This is a genomic window from Exiguobacterium profundum, assembly GCF_001909285.1.
Lineage (GTDB): Bacteria > Bacillota > Bacilli > Exiguobacteriales > Exiguobacteriaceae > Exiguobacterium > Exiguobacterium profundum.
In genome coordinates this window covers 1,645,698-1,659,189 of sequence record NZ_MRSV01000001.1, presented here as the reverse complement: position 1 = coordinate 1,659,189, position 13,492 = coordinate 1,645,698, and the positions used below count along the sequence as shown (strand labels likewise).

The window sequence follows — 13,492 nt, the reverse complement described above, 5'->3', positions numbered from 1 at the left end:
GCTTACAATGACTTCTCGGCTAGCTCCATCAATTTCTCTTTCGTGAGTTCACCTTCATACTTTTCAATTACGTTCCCTTCACCATCGATGACGAATGTGACGGGTAGGTTATAAATGCCATACGCTCCTTCGACTTCGCTCTGGGTATCCATCAAAATCGGATAGTCGAGCCCGACACCAAGGTCGTTGATGAAATTATCGACACGAAGCGGTGTCTCTCCGACGAACACGGCCCAAAAATCGACACCCATGTCTTGAAGTGTCGCATAGTTTTCTTGTACGACCGGCATCTCTTTCTTACACGGTTCACAGAAAGTACCCCAGAAGTTCAAGAGCATCCCTTTCCCTTCGTAGTTATCTCGCTCATACAAGGTCGAACCGTCGAGTGTGACGAGCTTGAAGTTCGGTGCCTCGTCGCCCGCCTCGATGCGTCCATCGTTACCCGCTTGGTCGAATGTTTGCATAATCGTAACCGCTCCCGCGAAGAGAACGACCGTCATGATCATCATCCGCCAAAATGACCTCTTTTTCTTTTTTGCGACCGCTTGTTCCATCCGGTCGTCTTTTTGTTGATCTTTTGTCATCGTTTTCACACCATCCTTCAGTTGCTATTGTACTGAAAAAACATTAAAAACGCACATTAACAGACTTTTTTTTTTTTTTTGTCACACAATCTACACAATCAAAAAAATCATCCTATTTCAGGACGATTTTTTGTTGTTATTTTTTTTTTTTTTTTCCTCGTGGTTTCGGTGGAACGGTAGGGTTCGCAAGTTCCCGAAGCTTACTGATTTCTTTGTGTGAAAGTTCACGCCAGTCGCCCGTGTTCAGACCGTCGAGCGTCAAGAAACCGAACTGTTCACGCTTCAGTTTGATGACCTCTGAACCAATGGCTTCCACCATCCGACGGATTTGACGATTGTGACCTTCCGAGATGACGATTTCGAGGATGGCTGTGTTCTTCTTCTGGTCTACAGACTTCATCTTCACTTTCGCACTTCCCGTTTTGAATCCGTCATCGAGTTCGACACCAGACTCAAGCTGTTTGATGGCCAAGTAAGATGGGATGTTCTTCACTTTTGCCACATAACGCTTTTGAATTTTATATTTCGGGTGTGTCATCATGTTCGAGAACTCGCCATCGTTCGTCAAGATGATGAGACCCGTCGTGTTGTAGTCAAGACGACCGACCGGGAATACACGTGCTCCTGGTGGGACGAGGTCTGTGATGACTTTACGTCCTTTGTCGTCATCGACCGTCGATACGTAGCCACTCGGTTTATAAAGCAAATAGTAGACATGTTCTTCTTGTTCGATTTTGACGCCATCGACTTCAATCTCTGACTTCGGTCCAACTTTCGTCCCGAGTTCACGGACGACTTTTCCGTTCACGCGGACGCGACCATCCAAAATCATTTCTTCCGCTTTCCGACGCGAGGCGACCCCCGCTTGTGCGATTACTTTTTGCAAACGTTCCATATGATTAATCCTTCTCCAATCTCTCTTCTTGCTTCGGTGATTCCTGACCGAAGAACAAATCGCCTTCGTCTGTCAGTTCATCCTCAAATGTTAATGGTGGCAATTCTTCGAGCGAGTTGAACCCGAAATGGTCGAGGAAGTGCTCTGTCGTACGATACAGCTTGGCACGACCAATCGTCTTCGCACGACCAGCCGATTCGATCAATCCTTTCGATAACAACGTATGGATGACCCGTTCGACTTTGACCCCGCGAATCTCTTCGATATCCGCTCGTGTGACCGGCTGTTTGTAGGCGATGATAACAAGCGTCTCCATCGCTGCACGTGAGAGCGCCTGCTCAGCCATCGTCCCGACATATTTTTGAATGTACGGAGAGACGTCCGGCACGGTCACGAGCTTGTAGACACCTGCCGATTCCATGAGCTGAAACGGCCGATTCGATGATTTGAACGATGTCTCTAGCTTACTGAGCTGTTCTCGTGCCGCAGCTTCTGAGATATCGAGCGTCTCGGCGAGCGCGCGTACTTCCATCCCTTCATCACCGACGACGAACAGCAATCCTTCAATAATCGTCTCATAAGACAGCAACCGCTTCATCCCCTTTCTTTGATGGTTCAATGAATGAGATTTGAATATCTTGGTCGAGTTGTTTTGTTACGACGACCCGTAGCTTGATCAGCTCAAGAAGTGCCATAAACGTTACCACGAGATCCGAGACGTTCGATTGCTCAACAAAAAAGGCGAAAAACGACGTTTGTCTCGTCGACGATACGTGTTCATGAAGACGCGTCATCTGCTCTTCAAGCGTACGCTCTTCCCGCTTGATCGTCTTTTTGCGTCGTTCTTTCCAACGTTTCCGTTCAATCATCTTCGAATAGGCGTGGAGAAGATCCGAGAAGTTGAGTGGTCCGTCATACTTAGACACCTCTTCAGACATATAAGTCGTCAAATCTTCACCCGGTCGCGTATACAATTCAAGCCGGTGTTCTTCTTGTTCACGCATGAAGACGACCGCTTCTTTATATGCTTTGTATTCAATCAATTGACGAATGAGACCTTCACGCGTCGGTTCCTCACTGAAGTCTGGAACCTCTTCATCCTCGACCGAAACTGGCGGTAACAATTGTTTGCTCTTCAATTGGAGCAACGTCGCCGCCATGACCAAGTATTCACTGGCCACATCGAGTTCAAATTTTTGCATCGTGCGAATATAGCCGACATACTGGTCAGTGACTTCTGCCACGGAAATGTCGACGATATCAATCTCCATTTTTCCAATCAAATGGAGCAACAGGTCGAGTGGACCTTCGAACGTATCAATTTTAACGTTATAGGCTTCCATAGAGACACCTGCCATTTTACATTTTTGCGCTTTAGTATAACATGTTTTATAACACCGTGGACACGAAAGGAGAAAATTGATTCATGACCCCTTTTATTCATTATACGTTGCTTTTTGAATGTCATGCCGATTATTTCGAATGTCATGAGGTATTAGAAGAGGCGTGGCAGGCAGACGGACGCCGTCACCACGGCTATGCAGCGCTCATCCAATATGCTGTCATCCACTATCACCTCCGGCGCGACAATTAAGTCGGCGCAAAAAAGAGCTTGCGACTCTTACGTCGAAAGATTGACATTGCTTCTCCCTATTTGAATGAACTCGGTCTAGATGTCGACTCCTTCATCGCACAACTCGAGGAATGGCCGCTTCGCGCGACGCTTCCATTGCAATCAGATGTCCGTGTGACGGTCGAATCCCTAAAATCGACGTTTCCATCGACGGACCTGGCGTTCGAGGAACTCGTTCATAAACATCTACACCGTGACCGGAGCGAAGTGATTATGGAACGGAAATCTGCCCTTCTCGAACGTCAACGAGCGAGGAATTCCGCTAGCCATTCCTGAACCACATGCAAAACCCCCGCAGTCACAGGGTCGTGATTGCAGGGGTTTTTATCGTCAGACGACTAATTGATTCCATTTATCCAATAAATCGCCCGTCTTGCCTGTACCGGTTAGCGTCAAATCAAGTGGAAGGACGTTTCTTACCTCGTCTAGAAGCTCGTAAGAACGTTTCTCGCCGCGGAATGATGGCGACAAGGCGATATGGTCGATGACCATTGTCGTTTCTTGTTGCTCCATACCAATGATACCAACGAAGTCTTCACCGACTTTCCACAAATAGAGGAACTTCGACTCCTCCTCGTCATACGATCGGACGAGTTCAAGCAAGCTTAGCGGAGATTTGTCACTGCATGAGAATGCGAGTAGACCCATCGCCGTCTTTTCATAAGAACGTTTATATTTGACCAGCATTGCTGGGTTCACCACCTTTTGTCATTCAAGTTTCACGACGTGAACACGTGAGAGACATGGTTCATTGTGCCATAACCTTCAGGCAAAAATCAATTCTCGTCCCACACCTTCACTTCTGCCATCTTCGTACCTTGACGAAGTTTGACGGCATGCTCAAGACCAGATGTCACTTTACCGAATACCGTATGGACACCATCCAAATGCGGTTGTGGCTCATGGACGATGAAGAACTGTGAAGACCCTGTGTCACGACCTGCGTGGGCCATTGAGAGTGAACCCGCTTCGTGTTTGTGTGGGAACGATGTCGATGTCTCACAAGGAATCGTATAGCCTGCGCCACCCATTCCAGTTCCTTGTGGGCAACCACCTTGGCTGACGAAACCAGGGATGACACGGTGGAACGTCAATCCGTTGTAAAACCCGCTGTTCGCAAGTTTTTCGAAGTTTTCGACCGTGATTGGTGCTTCACCGTGGAATAAATCAAATTCAATCATTTCTCCATTTTCAAGTTTCATAGAACCTTTTTTCATGTTTCAAGCAACCCCTTTTTCATAATATGTATCCTGCTGTTTGACACTCACATTACCAAACTTATCAAAAAAACACGTCTGTCTCCACTTTTTTGTGGAAACAGACGTTCTGCCTTATTGAATCACCGCGTGAACGAGTGGACGGGCCTCTGGTTTCGTTGCACCGATCGTATACGCATGGTCTAAACGCTCGATGGCTGAAGACATGTCTTCGATGTTCGAACGGAGTACCGCGATCACATCGCCTACCTCGACACGGTCGCCGACTTTTTTCTCAAGCGTGATGCCTGCCGCAAAGTCGATTTTGTCTTCTTTTGTCGCGCGTCCTGCACCGAGAAGCATCGCCGCAACACCTACTTCGTCTGCGATGATCGACTCGACATAACCTGCTTCTTTTGCGACGAATGTCGTCTCATATGAAGCTTGTGGTAATTTCGTCACATCATCGACGAGTGATGCGTCGCCACCTTGTGCTTCGACGAACTTGCGGAACACCTCGAGGGCGTGTCCATCTGCAATGCGCTTCTCAAGGTCGGCATATGCTTCTTCAAACGTTGGATAGAATTCACCGAGGACAGCCATATGTCCAGCGATTGTGAGCGCGATTGTTTTCAAATCTTCGACTTCTTTACCTGAGAGGACTTCAATCGCTTCTTTCACTTCGTTCGCGTTCCCGATTTCAAAGCCGAGCGGTTGGTCCATGTCTGTGATGACCGCGACCGTCTTACGTCCGACGTTTTTCCCGATTGCGACCATTTCTTCCGCGAGGGCTTTCGCATCATCAAATGATTTCATGAACGCACCAGAACCTGTCTTGACGTCAAGAACGATACTGTCCGCGCCTGCTGCAATCTTCTTCGACATGATTGAACTTGCGATGAGCGGGATCGATTCGACCGTAGCCGTAACGTCGCGGAGCGCATACAAGCGCTTATCGGCAGGCGTCAAGTTTCCTGTCTGACCGATGATCGACATTTTGATATCATTTACTTGTTTCGTGAATTGTTCTTCCGTCAATTCAACGTTGAACCCCGGGAATGATTCGAGCTTATCAATCGTACCACCCGTGTGACCGAGACCACGACCGCTCATCTTCGCAACGGGGATGCCGATTGAAGCAACGAGTGGTGCCACGATCAAGCTGATTTTGTCCCCGACGCCGCCCGTCGAGTGCTTATCAACTTTTTTCCCTTCGATGTTGGAAAGGTCAATCGTATCACCAGACTTCACCATTTCCATCGTCAATGCAGCCGTCTCGTTTTCAGTCATCCCATTGAAGTAGATGGCCATCGATAAGGCTGACATCTGATAGTCAGGGATTGATTCGTTCGTGAAACCTTCGACAACGAAGCGAATCTCCTCTTCGTTCAATTCTCCACCGTTACGTTTCTTTAAAATCAAATCGACCATACGCATAACTGTCGTCCTCCTAAAATTAAGTTACTTACATGCTTTTAATCGTGCCACGTACGAGAGAGAGGAAGTCTTGACGAACGCGCTCTGTCGTTTCGATGACTTCTTCATGGTTGAGTGGTTGATCTAAGATGCCTGCTGCCATGTTCGAGACACACGAGATCCCGAGGACACGCATATCCGAATGACGCGCGACAATGACTTCTGGAACGGTTGACATACCGACGACGTCGCCACCGAGAAGACGGGCCATTTTGACTTCAGCTGGTGTTTCGTACGTAGGACCTGTGTTACCGAAGTAAACCCCTTTTTGTACAGAAAGTCCAAGGTCTGAAGCGACACGTTCTGTCAATTTCACGAGCTCTTTATCGTACGCTTCTGACATGTCAGGGAAACGAGTCCCGAATTCACTCGCATTCTTCCCGATGAGCGGGCTCGTACCAAAGAAGTTGATATGATCTGTGATGATCATCAAGTCGCCTGGGTTGAATGACTCGTTACATGCTCCTGCCGCGTTTGTGACGATAAGAGTCTCGACACCGATCAATTTGAGGACACGAACCGGGAACGTCACTTGTTCCATCGAGTATCCTTCATAGAAGTGGAACCGTCCTTGCATGGCGACGACTCGTTTTCCTTCAAGTTCACCGAACACGAGTTGACCCGCATGTCCTTCGACAGTCGATACCGGGAAGTGTGGAATCTCCTCATAAGGAATCGCTACCGGGTTCTCAATCTCGTCCGCGAGGACTCCAAGTCCCGACCCTAGAATGAGTCCGATTTCTGGTGTACTGCCCATAAAAACCTGCAAAAACGCTTTTGTTTCGTTCCAATTTACCATGAATATTGCCTCCTCAAATTTCGTTTAAGAAACTCTTTCCGTTTGATGGTGCCGCAACGTTAAAGTTGTCAGCGACGGTCGCACCGATATCTGCGAACGTACCACGAATGCCTAAATCAACCGCTTTCGCTCCGTTGTGATGAACGATGAGCGGAACGTATTCACGCGTGTGATCTGTACCGGCATGAACAGGGTCATTTCCGTGGTCAGCCGTGATGATGAGCAAGTCATCTTCACGAAGGCGCTCCATCACTTCCGGTAAGCGAGCGTCATACTCTTCAAGCGCGACCGCATAGCCTTCCGGGTCACGACGATGACCGAATAATGCGTCGAAGTCAACTAAATTCAAGAAGCAGAGCCCTTCGAAGTCTTCCTCGAGCGACTCGACCAATTTGTCCATGCCATCCATGTTCGATTTCGTGCGGACCGCTTTTGTCACACCTTCACCATCGTAAATATCGCTGATTTTCCCTAATGCGATGACGTCTTTCCCAGCTTCCTCGAGCGTGTTCATGACGGTCTTGCCGAATGGTTTCAAGGCGTAATCGTGACGGTTTGCCGTACGGACCCATGCTCCTGGTGTCCCGATGAACGGGCGAGCGATGATTCGTCCGAGCATGTATGGATCTTCACGTGTGATTTCACGAGCGTATTCGCAGATTCGGTACAACTCATCAACCGGCACGATGTCCTCGTGTGCTGCGATTTGAAGGACTGAGTCGGCTGATGTATAGACAATCAGAGCGCCAGTCTCGACATGCTCTTCACCGAGTTCGTCCAAAATTTCTGTTCCTGACGCCGGTTTGTTTCCGATGATTTTACGTCCGCTGAACTCTTCGAGGCGGTGAATCAAGTCATCAGGGAACTCCTCGAATACACGGAATGGTGTATCGATATGAAGACCCATGATTTCCCAATGTCCTGTCATCGTATCCTTACCAGCTGAGATTTCTTCCATGCGACCATACGCACTCGGTGCATCCGATGCATCGATGCCTTGAATCGGCTTGATGTTCGAAAGTCCAAGTTTACCCATGTTCGGCATGTTCAATCCGTTATGTTCACGCGCGATATGCCCGAGCGTGTCGGCCCCTTTGTCACCGAACTGTTCAGCATCTGGTGCTTCACCGATACCGACCGAGTCCATGACGACTAAGAAAATACGTTTAAAATTCTTCACAAAAAATTCCTCCTTTTCGGTGTCTAGGCACGAGGGTGATGCTTACGATACACATCATGCAATCGTGATTTGTTGACGTGTGTATACACTTGCGTCGTCGCTAAATCCGCATGACCGAGCATCTGTTGAATGGCGCGTAAATCCGCACCGTTCTCGAGAAGGTGTGTCGCAAAAGAATGACGGAGTACGTGCGGTGTGATTTCTTTGTCAATTCCAGCAAGTTTGGCTCGTCGTTTGATCATCTTCCAAAATCCTTGGCGACTGAGCCGTCCTCCTCTGCCGTTTAAAAAGAGCGCTTCGGTCTCTCTGCCGCCAAGTCCGTTACGAGCTTGTTGGATGTAACGCTCGACAAAACTTTGGGCAACCGAGGATACCGGAATGATTCGTGCGCGCTCGCCTTTCCCTTCACATTGTAGATACCCCAATTCGAACTGCAAATCATCCAAATCCAAACCTAAAAGTTCACTGACCCGCATCCCTGTCCCGTAAAGCAATTCAAGCATGGCTCGGTCTCGTAACGAGAGCGGGTCCGACGTCGGGACGCTGTCCAACAGACGTTCAACTTCCGCTTGTGACCATGTATCCGGAAGTTGCTTTTCTGCTTTTGGAGATTCTAGGTAAAGAGACGGATCGGTCGTCGTGACTCCGGTCATTTTGAGATGATGATGAAACATCCGGATCGAACTGACAGCTCGTCTTAATGAGGACGAGGCACGCCCCGCCTGTGACAGTTCTTCGATATGTTTGACGATATGCGAACGTGTCACTTCATTCCACTCTTCTACCCCAAGTTGGGTCAAGGTCGATGCGTACTGCGTCAAATCGCTCGCATACGCCTGTCTCGTATTCGCGGACATCCGCTTTTCAACTGTCATGTATTGAAGAAATGACTCGATATGCGAACGCATCATACCCTCCTCCTTCCTTGTTTCACCTGAATACGCTTACAGCATATCACTTATGTAAACTGTTGTGAAGATGTCTGACCTCATTTTTTTTTCACTTTTTTGTGAACGTTTACGTGATAAAAATACATCTCAGAATTCTTATTTTTCTGGCATCTTCAAATGAGAAACGTTATACTACAAATAACTTATTAAAATATTTTAAAAAGTGGATAGGAGTTGAATCGTGATGAAAGATCCGCAACATGAATTACTAGTCGACATCCGAAAGCAAATTGCCCTACACAACGTTTCGACAATTTCCGAGTTGAGTAAGGCCACACACGTTTCATTCCCTACCGTTAAGAAGATGATTGATGACATGATTGAACACGGTGAAGTCATCGAACACGGTCAACTTGCCCCAAGAGGAGAAAAACCCGCAAAAAGTTATAAATACAATCCAACATTCCGATGTTGCCTGACCCTATATATCGAAGCGAGCGAGATTCACTATCGCTTGATTGACTGTCAAACTCAGAATGTTGAAGAAGGTGTAACTTTAGTCTCAGGCACGCATTTAGAGACGTTAGGCAAACTCGTCGATACATTCGATGAGCACACAATAAAAATCGGTGCCATCTCTGTCGGCGTCGCCGCTGCAGTCGATACGGGTCGAATTGTTTTCGCCCCAGAATATCCATCACTGGCGCATTTAGATTTGAAGAACTGGTTGATGGAACGAACTGGACTTCCGGTCGTCATTGAAAATGATATGAATGCCGCCGTCTATGGATTTTCCATACGAGATGAGACCACAACACATCAGTCCATCGTCTATCTCGGCCTCGGAAAGAATGGTCCAGGTGCTGGTATCTTGCTCGATGGACATGTCGCTCGCGGACAATCCGGGTTTAGTGGTGAAGTTTCATTTCTTCCGCTTTATGATGATGCAACTTTCTTTGACCGCATAAAAAACAAGCCTTATGGACCACATGTTCTGAAAAAAGAAGAAATCGATGCATTAGGAAGGCTCGTCGCTACATTTGCTGCGACACTAAACCCACACACATTCATCTTTTCAGACGTCGACCTCATTCCTGACGATCTGTCTCACATCGACCGCGCATGCGAACGATATCTTCCCTCTCGTCACCTTCCTCGTCTACGGATTGGGGAATGGGAAGAGGATTACTTTTCCGGACTGGCTCGCCTCGGCATTGAATTGATGCTCGAAACGATTCCGCGAGGTGACGTATGACGATTGTTTTGTTGGCCGTGATCTATCTCGCATTTATCAGCCTTGGTCTTCCGGATGCCCTCATCGGTGTCGGGTGGCCACTTATGCATCAAGAATTCTCCGCACCCGTATCGATGGTCGGATGGATTTTTATGACGATTGCTGGTGGAACGATTCTTTCGAGTCTACTGAGCGGTAAACTATTGAAACATTTTGATACGAAACAAGTCACGTTCGGTTCGACATTACTCACAGCGCTCTGTCTGTTCGGATTCTACTATGCTCCTTCAATCGGTTGGCTATTCGTATTCGCCATCCCGCTCGGTCTAGGCGCCGGTGCCGTCGATGCCGCTCTGAATCATTACGTTGCCGAACATTACGAAGCACATCATATGAACTGGCTACACTGCTTTTGGGGAATCGGCGCGACCGGGGGACCACTCGTCATGGCGGGTGTATTAACAGAGGATGGATGGCGTGACGGCTATTTGATTATCGCCGCCGTTCAGTTCAGTTTAGCTCTCGTATTGTGGTTGTCTTTCCCACTTTGGAAACAGAAAGAGGATTCCACTGCACATCCTCAAGAAACAGCCGTCACGACACTCGATCGCAAGCTACCGACCGGAGTGTCCTATGCATTGGCCACATTTCTACTTTACTGCGGGGTCGAAGCGTTGATTGGGTTATGGACGAGCAGTTATCTTGTGCAGATGAAACAGTTTTCCATTGCGACGGCTGCGGCATGGGTGTCCATCTACTACGGTAGTATCACAATTGGACGGTTTGTGAGCGGATTCCTCTCGTTCCGTTTCACGAACAAACAGATGATTCGGATGGGACAAATACTCGCCCTTGTCGGAAGCATCCTCTTCTTCATCCCAATCTCCGCGACGATGCTCGTCGGCTTGATGCTGATTGGCTTCGGATTGGCTCCGATTTATCCAAGTATGCTTCACGATACGCCGAATCGGTTTGGCTCGGCACAATCGAAACGTTTGATGGGGTTTCAAATGGCATTCGCCTACTCAGGGAGTACGTTTCTCCCCCCGTTATTCGGATTAATCGTGTCTATGACTTCACTCCGTTTTTTACCGTTTGTGATCATTCTAATCATGACCGGGATGCTCTTCAATACAGAACGGTTGAATCAAATGATTAGACGAACATCAGAGGAGGATTCTATATGAGAATTGAACATGTCGCCCTTTGGGTAAACGACATCGAAAACATGCGCAGGTTTTACGAAGTCTATTTTGATGCACAGTCAAATGATAAATATGAAAACGAGAAGAAACAGTTTGAATCGTACTTTTTAACGTTTCGAGGTTCACGTTGCCGACTCGAACTGATGAGACGACCTCACCTTAAAGAACATCCGAAAGAATCGGCCGGGTATGCACATCTCGCCTTTTCACTAGGGAGTAAACACGCGGTAGATGCCTTGACGGAACGCTTTCAACTTGATGGATACACACACGTTGACGGTCCACGGACGACCGGTGATGGTTATTACGAAAGCGTCATCCTTGATCCGGAAGGCAACATCATCGAATTGACAATCTAAACAGAAGGAGACAACACACATGATCCAGGCAATTTTACTTGATTTAGACGGAACGCTGTTAAATGACGAGAAAATCATCACGGAACAGACGAAGCGCACGCTACTTGCATTGCAAGAGCAAGGTGTCAAAGTGGTGCTTGCGTCAGGACGTCCAAAGCGAGGGATGATTCGCTATGCACAAGAGTTGAAATTGAACGAGTTCGGCGGGTTGATTGTCTCTTCTAATGGAGCATGTGTCACGGACGCTTCTACAGGCGACACGCTTTTTGAACAAGCAATGCAAATCGAGGATGTTCGCTCAATCTTAAAGCACTTAGAGCACTACGAGGTCATCCCAATGATTAACGATGATACGTATATGTATGTGCGCGACGTTTTCGAGGGACAACTTGAAGTGAATGGAAAATTGATTAACATCATCGAATATGAATCGAGAGGCGGTCAGTTCCAATTGCGAGAAGAACCGAACTTAATCGAGATTATCGACTTCCCCGTCCATAAGATTCTCGTTGCTGGCGAGCCTTCATACTTACGAGAGAATGCAACTGCATTAGCTGGTCCTTTCACAGGTCGGGTCACGAGTATGTTCACAGCGGCGATGTATTATGAATTCACCGATTTCGGCATTGATAAGGCGAAGGCGCTGCGTCACGTCTTCGAGGACTTGTGTATCAATCGTGACCACGTCATCGCTTTCGGAGATGGTCATAACGACCGTTCAATCATTGAATACGCAGGAATTGGGATTGCCATGGGAAATGCCGTCGATGCATTGATCGACATTGCGAGTGAGGTCACGACATCAAACAACGACGATGGGATCTCGAAGATTCTTGAGCGATATATCACACATTGAAAAAGGACAGATGACCTGTTGGGGTCGTCTGTCCTTTCTGCATTAACCGTTGATGACTGCTTTATGACCTTCGAGTGTGACGCCTTTTGCTTGGCATACTTTACAGATACCGTGAAACGTCAAGCGATGGTCTTTAATCAAAAATTCGTATTTACTCTCGACTTTTTTCTCAACATCGACGAGCAAGTCTTCCATGATTTCCTCGACCGAGCCGCATTCGACACAGACGAGATGGTGGTGCGAATGGTTCGCCCCTTCTGGACGTAAGTCAAAGCGTGCAACTCCGTCACCGAAGTTGACTTTATCGACCACGCCGAGCTCTGTCAATAATTCTAATGTGCGATAAACCGTTGCGAGTCCAATTTCTGGTGCGATGCTTTTCACGAGCATGAAGACGTTCTCCGCACTTAAATGGTCACTCTCATTCTCAAGTAAGATACGTACCGTCGATTCACGTTGTGGTGTTAATTTATATCCTTTGGCGCTCAATTGCTGTTTAATTCGTTCAATTCGCGTTTCCATAAGGCGCCCCCTCTTTACATAGTTCACTACTGAAAGCATACCGAAGTTTTACTCAATTTTCAATTTAAAATCATTACTATGTAAGTTTATCATATAAGTACTTAGATTAGAATTATTTCAATCTAGACAATTGCCACCATTGGATTGCCATAATTGTCTTGGCGTCGGTAATGATGCCTCGTTCCAGTAAATCGACGGCTTCATCAAATGAGTATCGTTTCACATTTAAAAATTCATCTTCGTCTAAATTCATCTCACCGGCAGATAACCCTTTTGCGACATATACATCGACCCGCTCACTGCAGAACCCAGGTGCCACAAAAAAAGAAAAAATCTTTTCAAGCGATTCCGCCGTGTAGCCCGTCTCCTCTTCGAGCTCGCGCTCGGCACTCGCCATCGGCTCTTCCCCTTTTTCCAACTTACCGGCTGGAATCTCAAGCGACATCGATTCAAACGCTTTTCGGTACTGCTCCACCATGACGATGTTGTCCGATTCATCAATGACGAGTACAGCGACGGCTCCGTTATGATAGACGAGTTCACGTACAGACGTGTTTCCGTTCGGAAGGGAAACGACATGCTTTTCCACATCGAAGATTTTGCCTTGATAAATGACTTCCCGCTCAATCGTTTTTTCTTCCATATGATTACTCCTCACTTTTC

18 protein-coding genes are annotated in these 13,492 nt (G+C 47.4%); 6 read left to right on the top strand and 12 right to left on the bottom strand.

Features of this window, described 5'->3' with window-relative positions; translation table 11 throughout:
• Nucleotides 1-2 precede the first annotated feature (2 nt).
• The 4 genes from BBB58_RS08625 to BBB58_RS08610 form a co-directional block, all read right to left on the bottom strand.
• A complete protein-coding gene (locus BBB58_RS08625; protein ID WP_074036820.1) occupies nucleotides 3-584 on the bottom strand; it encodes a redoxin domain-containing protein in 582 nt (193 codons plus the stop codon).
• A gap of 136 nt (nucleotides 585-720) precedes the next feature.
• Complete coding sequence (locus tag BBB58_RS08620; RefSeq protein WP_012726494.1) at nucleotides 721-1,479, bottom strand: pseudouridine synthase; 759 nt, start codon at nucleotides 1,477-1,479, stop codon at nucleotides 721-723.
• 4 nt (nucleotides 1,480-1,483) lie between these two features.
• Nucleotides 1,484-2,077, bottom strand: a complete 594-nt coding sequence (gene scpB, locus BBB58_RS08615; RefSeq protein ID WP_074036818.1) for an SMC-Scp complex subunit ScpB — start codon at nucleotides 2,075-2,077, stop codon at nucleotides 1,484-1,486.
• Nucleotides 2,055-2,822 (bottom strand): segregation/condensation protein A, encoded by a 768-nt coding sequence (locus BBB58_RS08610; protein ID WP_074036816.1) that lies wholly within the window; start codon nucleotides 2,820-2,822, stop codon nucleotides 2,055-2,057. Before BBB58_RS08610 ends, scpB begins: the two co-directional genes overlap by 23 nt.
• An 83-nt stretch (nucleotides 2,823-2,905) precedes the next feature.
• Between BBB58_RS08610 and BBB58_RS15410 the strand changes: the two genes are divergently transcribed.
• Complete coding sequence (locus BBB58_RS15410) at nucleotides 2,906-3,073, top strand: DUF309 domain-containing protein (protein WP_244150715.1); 168 nt, start codon at nucleotides 2,906-2,908, stop codon at nucleotides 3,071-3,073.
• Between the two features lie 18 nt (nucleotides 3,074-3,091).
• Nucleotides 3,092-3,388, top strand: a complete 297-nt coding sequence (locus tag BBB58_RS15405; protein WP_244150714.1) for a hypothetical protein — start codon at nucleotides 3,092-3,094, stop codon at nucleotides 3,386-3,388.
• A gap of 54 nt (nucleotides 3,389-3,442) precedes the next feature.
• On the opposite strand, the gene BBB58_RS08600 is transcribed toward BBB58_RS15405, so the two are convergent.
• The 6 genes from BBB58_RS08600 to xerD form a co-directional block, all read right to left on the bottom strand.
• Nucleotides 3,443-3,799, bottom strand: coding sequence for a GCN5 family acetyltransferase (locus BBB58_RS08600; protein WP_074036814.1), 357 nt, complete (start codon nucleotides 3,797-3,799; stop codon nucleotides 3,443-3,445).
• An 89-nt stretch (nucleotides 3,800-3,888) separates the two neighbouring features.
• On the bottom strand, nucleotides 3,889-4,329 hold the full coding sequence (locus BBB58_RS08595) for a peptidylprolyl isomerase (RefSeq protein WP_074036812.1): 441 nt from the start codon (nucleotides 4,327-4,329) through the stop codon (nucleotides 3,889-3,891).
• Nucleotides 4,330-4,443: 114 nt separating this feature from the next.
• Entirely contained in the window at nucleotides 4,444-5,745 is a 1,302-nt protein-coding gene (locus tag BBB58_RS08590) for a pyrimidine-nucleoside phosphorylase (protein WP_074036810.1), read from the bottom strand.
• 28 nt (nucleotides 5,746-5,773) lie between these two features.
• Nucleotides 5,774-6,583: a purine-nucleoside phosphorylase gene (locus BBB58_RS08585; protein ID WP_074036808.1), complete on the bottom strand. Its 810-nt coding sequence runs from the start codon at nucleotides 6,581-6,583 to the stop codon at nucleotides 5,774-5,776.
• Between the two features lie 13 nt (nucleotides 6,584-6,596).
• Nucleotides 6,597-7,763: a phosphopentomutase gene (gene deoB, locus BBB58_RS08580; RefSeq protein WP_074036806.1), complete on the bottom strand. Its 1,167-nt coding sequence runs from the start codon at nucleotides 7,761-7,763 to the stop codon at nucleotides 6,597-6,599.
• 23 nt (nucleotides 7,764-7,786) lie between these two features.
• Complete coding sequence (gene xerD, locus BBB58_RS08575; RefSeq protein WP_167365518.1) at nucleotides 7,787-8,671, bottom strand: site-specific tyrosine recombinase XerD; 885 nt, start codon at nucleotides 8,669-8,671, stop codon at nucleotides 7,787-7,789.
• 226 nt (nucleotides 8,672-8,897) lie between these two features.
• Here xerD and BBB58_RS08570 point away from each other — a divergent pair, with 226 nt between their 5' ends.
• Genes BBB58_RS08570 through BBB58_RS08555 form a run of 4 tightly spaced genes read left to right on the top strand, consistent with a single transcriptional unit; the run spans nucleotide 8,898 to nucleotide 12,307 of the window.
• Nucleotides 8,898-9,908 (top strand): ROK family protein, encoded by a 1,011-nt coding sequence (locus tag BBB58_RS08570; RefSeq protein ID WP_074036802.1) that lies wholly within the window; start codon nucleotides 8,898-8,900, stop codon nucleotides 9,906-9,908.
• Nucleotides 9,905-11,074 carry an MFS transporter gene (locus BBB58_RS08565; RefSeq protein WP_074036800.1) on the top strand — a complete coding sequence of 390 codons (1,170 nt, stop codon included), beginning with the start codon at nucleotides 9,905-9,907 and terminating at the stop codon, nucleotides 11,072-11,074. Before BBB58_RS08570 ends, BBB58_RS08565 begins: the two co-directional genes overlap by 4 nt.
• Nucleotides 11,071-11,451, top strand: a complete 381-nt coding sequence (locus BBB58_RS08560) for a VOC family protein (protein ID WP_074036798.1) — start codon at nucleotides 11,071-11,073, stop codon at nucleotides 11,449-11,451. Before BBB58_RS08565 ends, BBB58_RS08560 begins: the two co-directional genes overlap by 4 nt.
• Nucleotides 11,452-11,470: 19 nt before the next feature.
• The gene (locus BBB58_RS08555) at nucleotides 11,471-12,307 is read left to right on the top strand and encodes a Cof-type HAD-IIB family hydrolase (RefSeq protein WP_074036796.1); all 837 of its coding nucleotides are present in this window, start codon (nucleotides 11,471-11,473) and stop codon (nucleotides 12,305-12,307) included.
• A 42-nt stretch (nucleotides 12,308-12,349) separates the two neighbouring features.
• Here the strand turns inward: BBB58_RS08555 and fur are convergent, their stop codons facing one another.
• Nucleotides 12,350-12,829: a ferric iron uptake transcriptional regulator gene (gene fur, locus BBB58_RS08550; RefSeq protein ID WP_012726507.1), complete on the bottom strand. Its 480-nt coding sequence runs from the start codon at nucleotides 12,827-12,829 to the stop codon at nucleotides 12,350-12,352.
• Nucleotides 12,830-12,941: 112 nt separating this feature from the next.
• On the bottom strand, nucleotides 12,942-13,472 hold the full coding sequence (locus BBB58_RS08545; protein WP_074036794.1) for an NUDIX domain-containing protein: 531 nt from the start codon (nucleotides 13,470-13,472) through the stop codon (nucleotides 12,942-12,944).
• Between the last annotated feature and the right edge of the window lie 20 nt (nucleotides 13,473-13,492).